Here is a 16,990-nt window from a genome sequence, read left to right as displayed (position 1 = left end):
GTCTTGCCGTGGTCAACGTGGCCAATCGTGCCGATGTTGACGTGCGGCTTATTACGCTCAAACTTTTCCTTTGCCATGATGGCCTCCTTTTTCGGTAATGAAGGGAGCCCCTGAACAGAGCTCCCTCAAATCTTCGCTTATGCGTATTTCGCCTGGATCTCGTCCGAGATGTTCTGCGGAACCGGGTCGTAGTGATCGAACTGCATGGTGAACTGGGCACGGCCCGACGACATCGAACGCAGAGTGTTGATGTAGCCGAACATGTTGGCCAGCGGAACGAACGCGTCGATCGCGATGGCGTTGCCACGGTTTTCCTGACCGGAAACCTGACCCCGACGTGATGTCAGGTCGCCGATGATGCCGCCGGTGTATTCTTCCGGGGTGATCACTTCGACCTTCATGATCGGCTCAAGCAGTTTCGCACCGGCTTTGCGCATGCCTTCACGCATACCCATACGAGCCGCGATTTCAAACGCCAGAACCGAGGAGTCCACGTCGTGGTATTTACCTTCGATCAGAGCAACTTTGAAGTCGATCACGGGGAAGCCAGCCAATGGGCCGCTATCCATGACGGATCTGATGCCTTTTTCGACACCCGGGATGTACTCCTTGGGTACCGAACCACCAACAACGCGGGATTCGAACGAATAGCCTTCGCCCGGCTCTGTCGGCGAGATGATCATCTTCACCTCAGCGAACTGACCCGAACCACCCGACTGTTTCTTGTGGGTGTAAACGATCTCGGCTTCGTGACCGATGGTTTCGCGATAGGCCACCTGCGGCGCACCAATGTTCGCTTCAACCTTGAATTCACGCTTGAGACGGTCAATCAGGATGTCCAGGTGAAGTTCGCCCATGCCCTTCATGATGGTCTGACCCGATTCCAGGTCAGTTTCCACGCGGAAGGACGGGTCTTCTGCGGCCAAACGGCCCAGACCCTGGCTCATTTTTTCCTGGTCAGCCTTGGTTTTCGGCTCAACCGCGATCTCGATCACCGGATCGGGGAAGGTCATCGTTTCCAGAACCACCGGATCGCCGGTCGCACACAGAGTGTCGCCCGTGGTGGTGTCTTTCAGACCTGCCAGTGCGATAATGTCACCTGCGAATGCTTCCGTGATTTCCTCACGATCATTCGAGTGCATCATCATCATCCGGCCGATCCGCTCTTTCTTACCCTTGGTCGAGTTCAGAAGCGTGTCGCCTTTGGCCAAAGTACCCGAGTAGATGCGGGTAAAGGTCAGCGAGCCAACAAAGGGGTCGTTCATGATTTTGAACGCCAGGCCCGAGAACGCCATGTCATCATCCGCACGGCGGGCAATGTTACGGGTTTCTTCTTCGTCACCGGGTTTGAAGCCCATGTAATCGACAACATCCAGCGGGCTGGGCAGATAGTCGATCACAGCATTCAACAGCGGCTGAACGCCTTTGTTCTTGAACGCCGAACCACCCAGAACCGGAACAAACGCGATTTCCAAGGTACCTTTGCGCAGCAGGGCGCGCAGGGTCGGAACGTCGGGCTCATTGCCTTCCAGGTATTCCATCATTGCGTCGTCGTCCATTTCGACGGCCGCTTCGACCATTTTACCGCGCCATTCGTCAGCCATGTCTTTCAGGCTGTCACGGATCGGTGCTTTGACCCAGCTTGCGCCCAGGTCTTCGCCCTGCCACAGCCATTCTTCCATGGTGACCAGGTCGATCAGGCCTTCCAGCTCGGTTTCTGCGCCGATCGGAATACCAACCGGAACAGCACGTGCGCCGGTACGGTCTTCGATCATTGCAACGCAGTTGAAGAAGTCCGCGCCGATCTTGTCCATCTTGTTGACGAACACCATACGCGGAACCTTGTAGCGGTCAGCCTGGCGCCACACGGTTTCGGTCTGGGGCTCAACACCAGCGTTTGCGTCGAGAACGCAAACGGCACCGTCGAGAACCGCCAGCGAACGCTCAACTTCAATGGTGAAGTCAACGTGGCCGGGGGTGTCGATGATGTTCAGGCGGTGCTTAGGCGAGTCAGCAGTTTCACCGTCTTCGGTGCGCTCCCAAAACGTGGTGGTCGCAGCCGAAGTGATGGTGATGCCGCGTTCCTGCTCCTGCTCCATCCAGTCCATGGTGGCTGCACCATCGTGCACCTCACCGATGTTGTGGGATTTGCCGGTGTAATACAGGATGCGTTCCGAACAGGTCGTTTTACCTGCATCGATATGCGCCATAATACCGAAGTTACGGTAATGGTTGAGTGTATATTCGCGTGCCATTTTGATAAGCCTCTGGAATTACCAACGGTAGTGGCTGAAGGCTTTGTTCGCCTCGGCCATCTTGTGGGTGTCTTCGCGCTTTTTCACGGCAGTACCGCGGGACTGTACGGCGTCCAGCAGTTCGCCCGCAAGGCGCTCTTCCATGGTGTTTTCGTTACGGCCACGCGCAGCAGTGATCAGCCAGCGGATGGCCAGCGCTTCGCGGCGCTCGGGGCGCACTTCGACCGGAACCTGATAGGTTGCACCACCAACCCGACGCGAGCGAACCTCGACCGACGGTTTGATGTTGTCGAGCGCTTCGTGGAACACTTCGACAGGAGCGCGCTTGATCTTGCCTTCAACGCGGTCAAAAGCGTTGTAAACGATGCGCTCTGCGACCGACTTTTTGCCGTCGATCATCAGGTTGTTCATGAATTTGGTCAGTACCTTGTCGCCAAATTTGGCGTCAGGCAGGACTTCGCGTTTTTCGGCGGCGTGACGACGTGACATATCAGCCTCTCCTTCTTACTTGGGACGCTTCGCGCCGTATTTCGAACGACGTTGCTTACGGTCTTTGACGCCCTGGGTATCCAGAACACCACGCAGGATGTGGTAACGGACACCGGGAAGGTCTTTTACACGGCCGCCACGGATCAGAACAACCGAGTGTTCCTGCAGGTTGTGGCTTTCACCGGGGATGTACGAGATGACCTCGAACCCGTTGGTCAGGCGCACTTTGGCAACCTTACGCATAGCCGAGTTCGGCTTTTTCGGTGTGGTCGTATACACACGAGTACAGACGCCGCGTTTCTGCGGGCACTGCTCCAGGTGCATGGACTTCGAGCGTTTTACTTTGGGCTGACGCGGCTTGCGGATCAGCTGTTGAATAGTTGGCATTCCGGTTTCTTCCCCGTTTTGCAACACACATGACATGCACGCGCATTGCGTGCGGCTAAACTTGCTGCGTTCGTGCGTCCACAAGCGCAAAACCCGCGAGCGTTCCCATTCCGAGGTGAACGTCGCGGTTTGTTATCAGAGGGCGCGAACGATAAAAGTGTCCGGGCCTTGACCAGTTCATTACTGGAATCGGTTGTGGGGCGGCCCCCGGCACCGAGATGACGCGCGTATATGGGGAGTCGGCCCGAGTGTCAACAGCACATACCCGACAAGCCGATTGACGGCGTTTTAACAAGATTTAGCTACAGCTTCCAGTGCTACTCGCCCGTTGCCGGCAATTGCGGAGTTCTGCATTGTGGCCGCGAAACTTTTCGATGGACGAAACATGCAAGTCATTGGCCTGTGCCGCTTTTCCTACCCCGCGATCGGCGGCTATCAGGTTGAACACGAAACTGTCGAAGAGCGTCGTCAATACCTGTATAACCCAGAGCGGCTGGAAGAACGGTTTCGACTGTTCGAAACCACCACCCTGCCCGGTTTTCGGGAACAGACAGACGAGGACTTTGAGCTGTTGGTGCTGATCGGTGAATGCCTTCCTAAAAAGTCCATGGACCGGCTGTATGATCTAACCCCGGGCATTAGGCAGATCCGCATCGTCAAGCGCACACCAGCCCGGCATCGCCCTGTCGTCAAAGAGGTTCTGCACAGCGCCCGCATCGACCCGGATCAGCCGTGCCTCCAGTTCCGGCATGACGACGACGATGCCGTATCGGTAGACTTTGTCGAACGTCTACGCCTTGCGGCGATTGACGCTAAAGGACTGACCCGGAATAGCCGGACGGTCGGGCTGGATTTCAACAGCGGGTTTCTGGCGCGGTTTGGACCGGATGGCACTCAAGCCCTCCCGGTGTTCCGATCCCTTTTGGGCGTTGGGTTGGGGATGTATATTGCTGGCGGCTGCAAACACACGATCATGAGTTTCACGCACCATAAGATCGGTCGCTTCATGCCCGTGATCAGCTATCCTGACGCGCCCATGTGGGTGCGTACGCTGAACAACTTCAACGACTCCCCCCATGCCCGCGCCAGCAAGACCGAACTGTCCCCACTGACACCGGAACAAGAAGGCGAGTTCATTGCGCGATTTGCCATTGAACAGGACAAGGTGCGGCGGGCTCACTCGGCAGGTTGAGACTGACGTTCCCGGAACAACGTGAAAAGCCCCGCACCCACGACCAGAACAGCGCCCAACATTGTGATCGTATCGGGCCAATCGCCAAAAATTACCCAACCCAGCCCCAAAGCCCAGATCAGGCTGGAATACCGGAACGGCGCGATAAAACCGACGTCGCCTTCGCGCATGACCATGACGCTGCAAAGATATCCGGTTAGAACAAAGACCGCAGCTGACGCCACCATTATGCCTGCGCCCGGCGCTACCGGCTCCCACCCTGTGACTGCAGTTGCGACCCCTGCGGCCACTGTAATGGAAACCGACGTCGCCAATGTGACCGTCAAGGACGGAACATGGGTGGACATACGCCTTGTAATCAGGTCGCGCGCGGTGACGGATGCCACGGCAATCAGAGCGTAGATCGCGTAAATACTGAACCCATCAGGCCCCGGCCGTACGATCAGCAACATTCCAGCAAATCCCATCCCGATCGCTAGAATGCGGCGCCAGCCGATATGTTCACCAAAGAACAAAACAGCCCCCAATGTCACCGTAAGTGGCAACGCCTGAAGAACGGCCGTTACATTTGCAAGCGGCATATGCAAAAGCGCTGTCAGAAAGAAGAATGTGGCCGACAACTCGGCCAGGCAGCGTGCAGCGACAAGCCACTTGTCGTGGCGCGGAAAGTTCAGGTGCAGTGCCCCAAGATGACGCGCCATCAGAAACACCAATAACGTCGCCAAGAATCCACGCATCGCAACCATCTGAAACAGCGGCAAGTCTGCCCCCGCAACCTTGATCAATGCGTCATTCACGGTAAAGGCGGCCATGCTGCCCATCATCAGCATAGCGCCCTTCACATTCGGGGTCATAGTCGCAGAATCCAATACTCAAAAGAAACACGGATCATTGGCCGTAAGTCCTTGTGAGATGTCAATATGCAACCACGGACCCGCCGGTCAGTCGGGCAAGATCACCAGAGTGTGGTCTATACCGGCAAGGGCCGCGTCTATGCGCTGCGCAATCTCAACCCAATCGCCCCCAGCCAAACCTGCGCCAATCATCGGATAGCCGATCCGCGATGCGGGAAACGCGCGTGCAATCTTCGAAAAACAACCCGAGATCGCCTCATATTCCACAAGCGGCCCCGGCCCCTCCCAATGAAACTGGGTATAGGCATTAACCACTACAAATTCGGTCGCGCCCCGCGTAATCTGAACTGAAGAAATCGTTCCGAGTTTTGAACGGGACCCAAGTTCCGTCTGCTTGTCGGCCTCAAGCGCATCAGGGAATTCCGCCGCAATCGCCCGTGCTATCCCGGCCCCCATCGCATGGAAGCAATTGCAACCGTGAATGATGGCATCAAACTCACCATTCAGTGCAAGCTGTATCAAATCACCCTTGATTGTAGGCATCATGCATCCCTTGGTCAGTGGGTCGCTGTCTTCGAGACTATTCAGTTGTATCACGATTGGGCAAAAGCACACCAAGCGCAAAAGAAAAGGCCCCGCGAAATCGCAGGGCCTTTCCTTATTTCTATGATGAGAGGGTTACTCGCGGCTTTCTGGTGTTTCCACCAGAACGTCCAGCTCGTCACCGACCATGTCGTCATCCATGACCGGCGCAGCCAAGGCAGCGGCCGCTTCGGCCTCTTCCCGGCGGGCTTCGATCACGACGTTGTCTCGGCCTTGCGCAACCTGGCGCACGGCCTGAGTGGCCCCACCGGTACCGGCTGGGATCAGACGGCCGACGATGACGTTCTCTTTCAGGCCAACCAGTTTGTCCTTCTTGCCCTGAACCGAAGCTTCGGTCAGCACGCGGGTGGTTTCCTGGAACGACGCCGCCGAGATGAACGAACGTGTCTGCAGCGAGGCTTTGGTGATCCCCAGAAGGATCGGTTCGCCCTGAGCCGGACGTCCGCCGCGGGCCAACGTCTTCTCGTTGGCTGCGTCAAACTCCTGCTTGTCGACATGTTCGCCTTTCAGCAGGGTGGTGTCGCCTGAATCCAGGATTTCCCACTTCTGCAGCATCTGGCGCACGATGACCTCGATGTGCTTGTCGTTAATCTTCACGCCCTGCAGACGATAAACGTCCTGCACTTCGTCGATCATGTAATCCGCCAGCGCTTCAACACCCATGATGGACAGGATGTCATGCGGAGCCGGGTTGCCGTCCATCAGGTATTCACCCTTCTGGATGAAGTCCCCTTCGGCGACCGGGATGTGCTTGCCCTTGGGCACCATATACTCGATCGTTTCCATCGACTCGTCCGCCGGCTCGATGCTGATGCGGCGCTTGTTCTTGTAGTCGCGGCCAAAGCGCACGTAACCATCGGCTTCTGCGATGATCGCGTGATCTTTCGGACGACGGGCTTCGAACAGTTCGGCCACACGTGGCAGACCACCGGTGATGTCCTTGGTCTTGGCGCCTTCACGCGGGATACGCGCAACGACTTCACCAGCCTCGATTTTTTCACCGTCTTCGACCGACAAGATCGCATCCACCGACATCGGATAGTGAACCGGGTTACCCGCATCATTGCGGACCGGCTCGCCATCTTCACCAACAAGAATGATCTCGGGCTTGAGGTCGCTGCCTTTGGGCGCGGCGCGCCAGTCGATCACGATCTTCTGGGTCATGCCGGTTGCATCGTCGGTCTCATCGCGGACAGCAATGCCCGAAACAAGGTCAACATACTTCGCAGTACCGGCTTTCTCAGCAATGATCGGCAGAGTGTAGGGATCCCACTCGTACAGCTTGTCGCCACGGGCAACCTTGGCTCCGTCCTTGACGAACAGCTTGGAGCCGTAGCCCAGCTTGTGGCTGGCACGTTCCTCGCCGTGTTCGTCCTTGATCACCAGCTTCATGTTCCGGCCCATGACCAGGATTTCGCCTGCGGAATTGGCCAGAACCTGCGGGTTCTCGAACGAAACAACGCCGTCTTGGCTGGCTTCCTGGAACGACTGCTGACCACCTTGCGCAACACCGCCGATGTGGAAGGTCCGCATCGTCAGCTGTGTACCTGGTTCACCGATGGACTGGGCGGCGATGATGCCGACAGCCTCACCCGTGTTGACCCGCGTACCACGTGCAAGGTCACGACCATAGCAGGTGGCACAAACGCCTTCCTCGGACTCGCAGGTCAGAGGAGAACGGATGCGCATCGACGCAACACCGGCCTCGTCAATGGTGTCGGCCATGCGTTCGTCAATCAGCTGACCCGCAGCGACCAGAACCTCTTCCGTACCCGGACGCAGAACGTCATCGGCAGAAACACGACCCAGCACACGTTCGGCCAGCGATGCAACAACCTCACCATCGTTGACCGCGGCTTCGGCAGTGATCGCACGTTCAGTGCCACAGTCGATCTCACGAACGATGCAGTCCTGCGCCACGTCCACCAGACGACGGGTCAGGTAACCCGAGTTCGCCGTCTTCAGAGCGGTATCCGAAAGACCCTTACGGGCACCGTGGGTCGAGTTGAAGTACTCGAGAACGGTCAGACCTTCTTTAAAGTTCGAGATGATCGGCGTCTCGATGATGTCGCCGTTCGGCTTGGCCATCAGACCACGCATACCGCCCAGCTGTTTCATCTGAGTAACCGAGCCACGCGCACCCGAGTGGGCCATCATGTAGACCGAGTTCGGTTCCTGTTCGGAGCCATCCTCTGCCCGATCCGAAGACGAGATCGTGCCCATCATCGCATCAGTGACGCGGTCGTTACACTTCGACCAGGCATCGACAACTTTGTTGTACTTTTCGCCCTGTGTGATCAGACCGTCCATGTACTGCTGTTCAAAGTCCTTCACCTGACCGCGGGTTTCATCAACGATGCCCCACTTGTCATCAGGGATGACCATGTCGTCCTTACCGAACGAGATGCCCGCCTTGAACGCTTCTTTGAAGCCCATCGACATGATCTGGTCACAGAAGATGACCGACTCTTTTTGACCGCAGTAACGGTAGACGGTGTCGATCACCTGCTGCACTTCCTTCTTCCGCAGCAGACGGTTAACCAGCTCGAACGGGGCCTTGTTGTTCATCGGCAGCAAGGCACCCAGACGCAGACGGCCCGGAGTAGTCTCGAAACGCTTCTGAACTTCGTTGCCTTCGTCGTCGATCTGCGTGATCCGCGCGGTGATCTTGGTGTGCAGGTGCACTTCGCCGGAATCCAGCGCGTGCTGAACTTCGTCGATCGAACCAAACACCTTACCTTCGCCCGGCATGCCTTCGCGTTCCAGGGTCACATAGTACAGACCCAGGATCATATCCTGCGACGGAACGATGATCGGCGCACCGTTTGCAGGCGACAGAACGTTGTTCGTCGACATCATCAGAACACGGGCTTCCAGCTGGGCCTCAAGGCTCAGCGGGACGTGAACGGCCATCTGGTCACCGTCGAAGTCGGCGTTAAAGGCCGAACAGACCAGCGGGTGCAGCTGGATGGCTTTACCTTCGATCAGGACCGGCTCGAACGCCTGAATGCCCAAACGGTGCAGCGTCGGCGCACGGTTCAGCATGACAGGGTGTTCGCGGATCACCTCGTCGAGGATATCCCACACTTCGGGACGCTCTTTCTCGACCAGTTTCTTCGCCTGCTTCACGGTCGAAGACAGACCCTTGGCTTCAAGGCGCGAGTAGATGAACGGCTTGAACAGCTCCAGCGCCATCTTCTTGGGCAGACCACACTGGTGCAGCTTGAGTTCCGGACCGGTCACGATGACCGAACGGCCCGAGAAGTCGACGCGCTTACCCAAAAGGTTCTGACGGAAGCGACCCTGCTTACCTTTCAGCATGTCCGACAGCGATTTCAGCGGACGCTTGTTGGCACCGGTAATCACGCGCCCACGACGGCCATTGTCGAACAGAGCGTCCACGGATTCCTGCAACATCCGCTTTTCGTTGCGGACGATGATGTCAGGTGCGCGCAGTTCGATCAGACGCTTCAGACGGTTGTTCCGGTTGATGACGCGGCGATACAGATCGTTCAGATCCGAAGTCGCGAAACGGCCACCATCCAGCGGAACCAGCGGACGCAGTTCCGGCGGAATGACCGGGATCACGGTCATCACCATCCACTCAGGCCGGTTGCCCGACTCGAGGAAAGATTCAACAACCTTCAGACGTTTGATGATCTTCTTGGGCTTCAGTTCACCGGTTGCTTCGGCCAGATCAGCGCGCAGCTGCTCGGCTTCGGCTTCCAGATCGATCTGAGCCAGCATCTCACGGATAGCTTCAGCACCGATGTTCGCGGTGAACGCGTCCATGCCATAGGCATCCTGCGCATCCATGTACTCTTCTTCAGTCAGCATCTGGCCGTAAGACAGGTCGGTCAGACCGGGCTCGATGACGACATAGTTTTCAAAGTACAGAACACGTTCCAGATCGCGCAGCGTCATGTCCAGCATCAGACCGATGCGGGACGGCAGCGATTTCAGGAACCAGATGTGCGCAACGGGTGCTGCCAGTTCGATGTGGCCCATACGCTCGCGGCGGACTTTCTGCAGGGTGACTTCCACACCGCATTTCTCGCAGACAACGCCGCGATACTTCATCCGCTTATATTTGCCGCACAGACATTCGTAATCTTTGATCGGGCCAAAGATACGCGCACAGAACAGACCGTCACGTTCGGGCTTGAACGTCCGGTAGTTGATGGTTTCGGGTTTCTTGATCTCGCCATAGGACCAAGACAGAATCCGCTCGGGCGACGCCAGGGAGACTTTGATCTCGTCAAAGACTTTCGGCGGCGTCAGCGGGTTGAACGGGTTATTGGTGATTTCCTGGTTCATTTTGCGTCCTTACAAATTGGGATGGGATGAGTGTGGGGCGTTGCCGCCCCTACTCTTCCTCCGCATCCAGGAGTTCCATATTCAGGCCGAGGCCACGGACTTCTTTAACCAGAACGTTGAACGATTCCGGTACGCCCGCTTCAAAGTTATCCTCGCCCTTGACGATCGACTCATAGACCTTGGTCCGGCCGGCGACGTCATCCGATTTCACGGTGAGCATCTCCTGCAGGGTGTAGGCGGCGCCGTAAGCTTCCAGAGCCCAGACTTCCATCTCACCAAAGCGCTGACCACCGAACTGCGCCTTACCACCCAGCGGCTGCTGAGTAACCAGGCTGTACGGCCCGGTCGAACGCGCGTGGATTTTGTCATCCACAAGGTGGTGCAGTTTCAGCAGGTACTTGATGCCAACGGTCACCGGACGCGCGAATTGCTCACCGGTACGACCGTCGAACAGAACCGACTGACCGCTTTCCGAGAAGCCCGCACGCACCAGCGCGTCGTTGACGTCAGCCTCTTTGGCTCCGTCAAAGACGGGGGTCGCGATCGGAACACCGCGGGTCACGTTGCCCGCAGCTTCGATCAGGTGACCTTCGTCCATGCCGGCAATGCCTTCTTCATAGACATTCTCGCCATAGGCCAGCTTCATCGCTTCGCGAACCGGTGTCAGGTCGCCGGAGCGGCGGTATTCACCCAGTGCTTCGTCGATGTTCAGACCCAGACCGCGTGCGGCCCAACCCATGTGGGTTTCAAGGATCTGTCCAACGTTCATACGCGAAGGCACGCCCAGTGGGTTCAGACAGAAGTCAACCGGAGTACCATCAGCGAGGAACGGCATGTCTTCCATCGGAACAACCTTGGAGATCACACCTTTGTTTCCGTGACGACCGGCCATCTTGTCGCCCGGCTGCAGCTTACGCTTCACGGCGATGAAGACTTTAACCATCTTCATCACACCCGGCGGCAGGTCGTCACCACGACGGACTTTCTCGACCTTGTCTTCGAAACGGGCATCCAGAGCGCGCTTAAGCACTTCGTATTGCTCGTTCAGAGCCTCTACGATCTGGGCGTCCTTCTCGTCTTCCAACGCCAGCTGCCACCACTGACCACGGGTCAGCATGTCCAGCAGTTCCTCGGTGATCACCGATCCTGCCTTGACGCCTTTCGGGCCTTTGACAGCGGTCTTACCCAGGATCAGACCTTGCAGACGCGCATAGATGTTGCGGTCAAGGATCGCCAACTCGTCGTCCCGGTCACGGGCCAGACGTTCGACTTCCTCACGCTCGATCTGCAGCGCACGCTCGTCTTTTTCCACACCGTGACGGTTGAAGACGCGGACTTCCACGACAGTCCCGTAATCACCCGGCTTCACGCGCAACGAGGTATCGCGCACGTCAGATGCTTTTTCACCAAAGATGGCGCGCAGCAGCTTTTCTTCCGGGGTCATCGGGCTTTCGCCCTTCGGAGTGATCTTGCCGACCAGAATATCGCCCGGCTCAACATCCGCGCCGATGTAAACGATGCCAGCCTCGTCGAGGTTGCGCAGCGCTTCTTCACCGACGTTCGGGATGTCGCGGGTGATCTCTTCAGGGCCCAGCTTCGTGTCACGGGCGGCGACTTCGAATTCCTCGATATGGACCGAGGTAAAGACGTCATCACGCGCGATACGTTCCGAGATCAGGATCGAGTCTTCGTAGTTGTAGCCATTCCAAGGCATGAACGCGACGACCACGTTCTTACCAAGGGCCAGTTCACCGATATCGGTGGACGGACCATCGGCGACAACCTCACCTTTCGTGACGGTGTCACCCACTTTGACCAGCGGACGCTGGTTGATGCAGGTGTTCTGGTTCGAACGCTGGAATTTGCGCAGACGGTAGATGTCAACGCCAGCGTCGCCCAGTTCCAGATCTTCGGTAGCGCGAATAACGATACGCTGGGCATCGACCTGGTCGATGATGCCGGCACGTTTCGCCTGAATCGCAGCGCCCGAGTCGATGGCAACCTTTTCCTCGATACCGGTGCCGACCAGCGGCGCCTCGGCCCGCAGCAGCGGAACCGCCTGACGTTGCATGTTCGAACCCATCAGGGCGCGGTTGGCGTCGTCATTTTCAAGGAACGGGATCAGCGATGCAGCAACCGAAACCAACTGTTTCGGGCTGACGTCGATCAGGTCCACATTCTCGCGCGGGGCAAGGGTGTAGTCACCGGACTGACGGGTCGAAACCAGATCGTTAATGAACTTGCCATCCGCATCCAGTGTCGCGTTCGCCTGCGCCACAGTGTGACGCATTTCCTCGGTCGCGGACATGTAGTGAACCTCATCGGTCACCTCGGCGTCTTTGACGACGCGGTACGGTGTTTCGATGAAGCCATACTTGTTCACGCGTGCGAAGGTGGCCAGCGAGTTGATCAGACCGATGTTCGGGCCTTCCGGCGTTTCAATCGGGCACATCCGGCCATAGTGGGTCGGGTGTACGTCGCGCACCTCAAAGCCCGCACGCTCACGCGTCAGACCACCGGGGCCAAGCGCCGAGAGACGGCGTTTGTGGGTTACTTCCGACAGCGGGTTGGTCTGGTCCATGAACTGCGACAGCTGCGACGAGCCGAAGAATTCGCGAACAGCAGCAGCAGCCGGTTTTGCGTTGATCAGATCCTGCGGCATGACAGTGTCGATCTCGACCGACGACATACGCTCTTTGATCGCGCGCTCCATGCGCAGCAGACCGACGCGGTACTGGTTTTCCATCAGTTCGCCGACCGAACGGACACGACGGTTACCAAGATGGTCGATATCGTCGATGTCACCTTTGCCGTCGCGCAGTTCGACCAGCGCCTTGATGCAGGCCACGATGTCTTCGCGGCGCAGGGTGCGCAGGGTATCCGGCGCATCCAGAGCCAGACGCATGTTCATCTTCACGCGGCCAACGGCGGACAGGTCATAGCGCTCGCTGTCGAAGAACAGCGTGTCGAACAAGGCCGAGGCCGCTTCGACGGTGGGCGGTTCACCCGGGCGCATAACACGGTAGATATCCATCAGCGCGGTGTCCCGGCCCATGTTCTTATCTGCCGCCATGGTGTTGCGCATGTACGGACCGACGTTGATGTTGTCGATGTCCAGAACCGGGATCTCGGTGACGCCGGCATCGATCAGTTCTTTGACAGTGCCGCCGATCAGATCGCCGTCCTTGTCATATTCCAGCGTCAGCTCATCACCGGCTTCGACGTAGATCGCACCGGTTTCTTCATTGATGACGTCTTTGGCGACGAATTTGCCAACGATATGATCGAATGGAACAAGCAGGTTGGTGACAGTGCCTTCGTCGATCAGTTTCTTGACAGCGCGCGGTGTGACCTTCTTGCCTGCTTCAGCAATCACTTCACCCGATTTCGCATCAATCAGATCATAAGTCGGACGGGTACCGCGCACACGTTCCGGGAAGAACGGAGCGATCCAACCCTTCTTCTTGTCCAGCTTGTAGGACACGGTGTTGTAGTACGCGTCCATGATCGCTTCCTGATCCAGACCCAGCGCATAAAGCAGAGTCGTCACAGGCAGTTTGCGGCGACGGTCGATACGGGCGAACACGATGTCCTTGGCGTCGAACTCAAAGTCCAGCCAGCTGCCGCGATACGGGATGATGCGGCAAGCAAAGAGCAGTTTACCCGAAGAGTGGGTCTTGCCCTTGTCGTGGTCAAAGAACACGCCGGGCGAACGGTGCATCTGGGACACGATCACACGCTCGGTGCCGTTCACGATGAACGTACCATTGGGCGTCATCAGGGGCATGTCGCCCATGAATACGTCCTGTTCTTTGATGTCTTTGACGGATTTGGCGCCGGTGTCCTCATCGACATCGAACACGATCAGACGCAGAGTGACCTTCAGCGGCGCGCTGTAGGTCATGTCGCGCTGCATGCACTCTTCGACGTCATATTTAGGTTTTTCCAGATCGTATTTCACGAACTCCAGAACGGAGGTTTCGTTGAAATCCTTGATCGGGAAGACCGATTGGAACACGCCTTTGATGCCTTCGCCGTCTGTGGGCACATCTGCATCGCCGGAGCGCAGGAATAGATCATAAGAGGATTTCTGGACCTCAATGAGGTTCGGCATCTCCAGCACTTCGCGGATTTTGCCGTAATATTTACGAAGACGTTTCTGGCCAAGGAACGTTTGAGCCATGTCAGATGTCACCTTTCGATGTTCTCAGCGGACAAAGACACCGTCGGGCCCCGGTGCCTTGCACATTAGAGACGACACGTCCGGATCAATTCGTGGCCACCGTCCCGAATGGCAGCCTCCCGATCCGCGAACCGCGTCTTAGAAAACACCCCAATTTTCAGAGGCCCTTTCTAAGACAGGTTCGGCTGGACCCGGATTTCTCCGGATCCAGCCAAATTCTGCGGCACATCAGCGATGCACCTGTCGAATGGCTTAGGCCAGCTCGACTTCGGCGCCAGCTGCTTCCAGCTTGCCTTTGACTTCTTCGGCTTCGTCTTTCGACACGCCTTCTTTGATCTTGCCGCCAGCTTCGACCAGTTCTTTTGCTTCTTTCAGGCCCAGACCGGTGATGCCGCGAACTTCTTTGATCACGTTGATTTTCGAAGCGCCGGCGTTCTTCAGAACGACGTCGAATTCGGTTTTTTCTTCCTCAGCTGCGCCACCGGCGTCGCCACCGGCTGCCATGACAACTGCGCCGCCTGCTGCGGGCTCGATGCCATATTCGTCTTTGAGGATGGTTTTCAGTTCTTGTGCTTCCAGCAGGGTCAGACCCACGATGCTTTCTGCGAGTGCTTTCAGATCAGCCATTTTATCAGCTCTTTCCGTTTACAGTGTGTGTTCCAACGTCAGGGTGGTTACCCTACGCAGATCATTCAGTGCCAACCGCTTACGCAGCTTCCGCCTTCTCTTCGATGGTGGAAAGGATGCTTGCGATGTTGCTTGCAGGTGCGCCAATTGCGCCAGCGATGTTCGAAGCAGGTGCGCCAAGCATGCCCGCGATAGTAGCAATAAGCTCCTCGCGCGAAGGCATTTTCGACACGGCTTCGACGCCGGCACGATCCAGAGCGTTCTCACCCATTGCACCGCCAAGAATTTCGAACTTTTGGTTCTCTTTGGCGTAGTCCTGGGCCACTTTGGCTGCTGCCACAGGGTCCTCGGAATAGGTCAGAACGGTCATCCCTGTCAGCAGGTCGGCCATGCTTTCACACGGCTTACCCTCAAGGGCGATTTTGGCGAGCCTGTTCTTGGCAACACGCACGGAGCCACCCGCGTCACGAGCACGTGCGCGAAGGTCCTGCATCTCGGCAACTGTCAGACCGGCGTAGTGCGAAACCACTACGACGCCAGAGCTTTCGAAGATTTGGCCGAGTTCCTCGACCACTTTCTCTTTCTGGGCTCTATCCACAGTTCTCTCCAAGTTTGGGGCGATATCTCACCCCGGCTCATATTTGCCGCAGCTTTCGCTCCGGCGTTCAGGTCCGTTGTTACGGGATTGGCCAAAATTCGCCCGAGGGTTGGACCCCCCAGAATTCTTTGGTCTTACCCGTCTCAGGCAGGGAATTAAGGGGCCGTATGGCACCACCCACCGTCTTGGACGAAACAAAATAAAGCGCACGACGAATCGCACGCTTTACTTCGTAGCCCTACTTAGGGCAGATGGGGCCGGTTTCCAAGGGGTAAATTGCGGTTTCCGCAGCTTCGCAACAGCACCTGTCGAAAACGATTTCCACCCCGGTTGGGGCTTAGCGTGCATATAGGCGCGGATTTACGCAGCACAACGCGCAAACGCCAATTCAAGCAGCTCCAAGCATCGACTTTCCGTTGACACGGACATCGCACTGTTATCCTGTCCGGAGACTGGACAATAGCACTCAGGACTTGGCCCGTTGGCTGGAACGCTGCCCCTTTCAGACGAAGAAAATGCCCGCGTCGCCTTGTATATCGACGAGTTTTCAAACCAGTTCCTGAAAGTGCCCATCCGCCGCTATGAATGCATCTACCGATCGCATGCGTTCGACGACACGCGATCCGTCGTGATCCTGCATACCGCAGCGCAGGCCTTCGCCCTTAAGATCGACACGCAATCGCCAGACACCGGGCGATTGCGGAACGAATATGACCTGCTCGTCAAACTGTACCGATTTTTTGAGGGCAATGAGACTTCGCGCGTTGTCCGGCCCGTTTACTTCTCGCCAGGTGGTGCTTTTCTGGTGACCGAATACATCAACCGGCCGACAGCCGTTGATCTGATCTATAACAGCAACGACGATGATCAGGTCGCCCAGGTGTACCGTCGCGCGGGGTCGTGGCTGAACGATCTCCACAGTCGCAATCCGCCTGTTCGATACGCCTTTCGCCCCAGGTGGATGACAGACAGCCTGAAAGAACTGATGACGGCCGTTCCCAATAATATCGCAAACCAAAGCCGGACATTGGTGAACCTTATGCTGTCCGAAGGGACCCGCCTGAAGGGCACCGAGGACCTGCGCGTTTTTTCACATGGCGATTATCACGGACAGAACCTGATTGTAGGACAGGGGAAAACGATTGGTCTGGATTTCACCGAAGCCCGCGACAAGCTGGCGGTCTACGATATCGTCGATTTTCTGAAGGCGGATATCTTTCGGAATGGCGGCGCATCGGGTATCGACCGAAGCGGTATCCTTAAAAGAAACAAAGACATGTTTTTTCGCCTTTACCGACATCCGGTCAATGTTGAAATCCTGGATTATTGTCTCCGCGGACGGCTGTTGAAAGACTGGCTGGCCTTGTGGCGAAACGACCACGAATGCAGCGAATTCGAAAGAGACAAACGACAACGATTGGGCGATCGCCTGCAGGTCGCGTTTCAACACCGTTGAGCTGGATGGATGGTCAGCTCAAATGACGG

The 16,990-nt window shown here is 57.0% G+C and carries 11 protein-coding genes; 2 read left to right on the top strand and 9 right to left on the bottom strand.

The annotated features are described in order from the left end of the window. Positions 1-137 precede the first annotated feature (137 nt). The 3 genes from fusA to rpsL are packed head-to-tail and all read right to left on the bottom strand — an operon-like array spanning position 138 to position 3,131. Positions 138-2,255, bottom strand: coding sequence for an elongation factor G (fusA, locus tag AC2FIB_RS14115; RefSeq protein ID WP_058272477.1), 2,118 nt, complete (start codon positions 2,253-2,255; stop codon positions 138-140). A gap of 18 nt (positions 2,256-2,273) precedes the next feature. Continuing rightward, positions 2,274-2,744, bottom strand: coding sequence for a 30S ribosomal protein S7 (gene rpsG, locus AC2FIB_RS14110; protein WP_008756926.1), 471 nt, complete (start codon positions 2,742-2,744; stop codon positions 2,274-2,276). A 15-nt stretch (positions 2,745-2,759) separates the two neighbouring features. Then, on the bottom strand, positions 2,760-3,131 hold the full coding sequence (gene rpsL / locus AC2FIB_RS14105; protein WP_005621086.1) for a 30S ribosomal protein S12: 372 nt from the start codon (positions 3,129-3,131) through the stop codon (positions 2,760-2,762). Positions 3,132-3,516: 385 nt separating this feature from the next. On the opposite strand from rpsL, the gene AC2FIB_RS14100 reads away from it, so the two are divergent. Continuing rightward, entirely contained in the window at positions 3,517-4,323 is an 807-nt protein-coding gene (locus AC2FIB_RS14100) for a putative rhamnosyl transferase (protein WP_496842283.1), read from the top strand. Here the strand turns inward: AC2FIB_RS14100 and AC2FIB_RS14095 are convergent. The 6 genes from AC2FIB_RS14095 to rplJ all read right to left on the bottom strand — a co-directional run bounded on the left by AC2FIB_RS14095 (position 4,308) and on the right by rplJ (position 15,505). After that, positions 4,308-5,177 (bottom strand): DMT family transporter, encoded by an 870-nt coding sequence (locus tag AC2FIB_RS14095; RefSeq protein ID WP_496735731.1) that lies wholly within the window; start codon positions 5,175-5,177, stop codon positions 4,308-4,310. The two genes, AC2FIB_RS14100 and AC2FIB_RS14095, sit on opposite strands and share 16 nt — an antisense overlap. A gap of 87 nt (positions 5,178-5,264) precedes the next feature. Next, the gene (locus AC2FIB_RS14090) at positions 5,265-5,720 is read right to left on the bottom strand and encodes a macro domain-containing protein (RefSeq protein ID WP_496842278.1); all 456 of its coding nucleotides are present in this window, start codon (positions 5,718-5,720) and stop codon (positions 5,265-5,267) included. Positions 5,721-5,855: 135 nt separating this feature from the next. Then, the gene (gene rpoC, locus AC2FIB_RS14085) at positions 5,856-10,097 is read right to left on the bottom strand and encodes a DNA-directed RNA polymerase subunit beta' (protein ID WP_496735727.1); all 4,242 of its coding nucleotides are present in this window, start codon (positions 10,095-10,097) and stop codon (positions 5,856-5,858) included. Positions 10,098-10,146: 49 nt separating this feature from the next. Further along, positions 10,147-14,280, bottom strand: a complete 4,134-nt coding sequence (gene rpoB, locus AC2FIB_RS14080) for a DNA-directed RNA polymerase subunit beta (protein WP_496735725.1) — start codon at positions 14,278-14,280, stop codon at positions 10,147-10,149. A gap of 252 nt (positions 14,281-14,532) precedes the next feature. After that, positions 14,533-14,907: a 50S ribosomal protein L7/L12 gene (gene rplL / locus AC2FIB_RS14075; RefSeq protein WP_037314964.1), complete on the bottom strand. Its 375-nt coding sequence runs from the start codon at positions 14,905-14,907 to the stop codon at positions 14,533-14,535. A 79-nt stretch (positions 14,908-14,986) separates the two neighbouring features. Next, positions 14,987-15,505 (bottom strand): 50S ribosomal protein L10, encoded by a 519-nt coding sequence (gene rplJ, locus AC2FIB_RS14070; protein WP_058279825.1) that lies wholly within the window; start codon positions 15,503-15,505, stop codon positions 14,987-14,989. A 481-nt stretch (positions 15,506-15,986) separates the two neighbouring features. Between rplJ and AC2FIB_RS14065 the strand changes: the two genes are divergently transcribed. Next, complete coding sequence (locus AC2FIB_RS14065) at positions 15,987-16,961, top strand: phosphotransferase (RefSeq protein WP_496735723.1); 975 nt, start codon at positions 15,987-15,989, stop codon at positions 16,959-16,961. The last annotated feature ends 29 nt before the right edge of the window (positions 16,962-16,990 follow it).

The sequence above is a fragment of the Ruegeria sp. YTSA072 genome (genome assembly GCF_059610285.1).
Note: the sequence above shows the minus strand (reverse complement) of the source record. Positions and strands in the feature narration are given on the sequence as shown.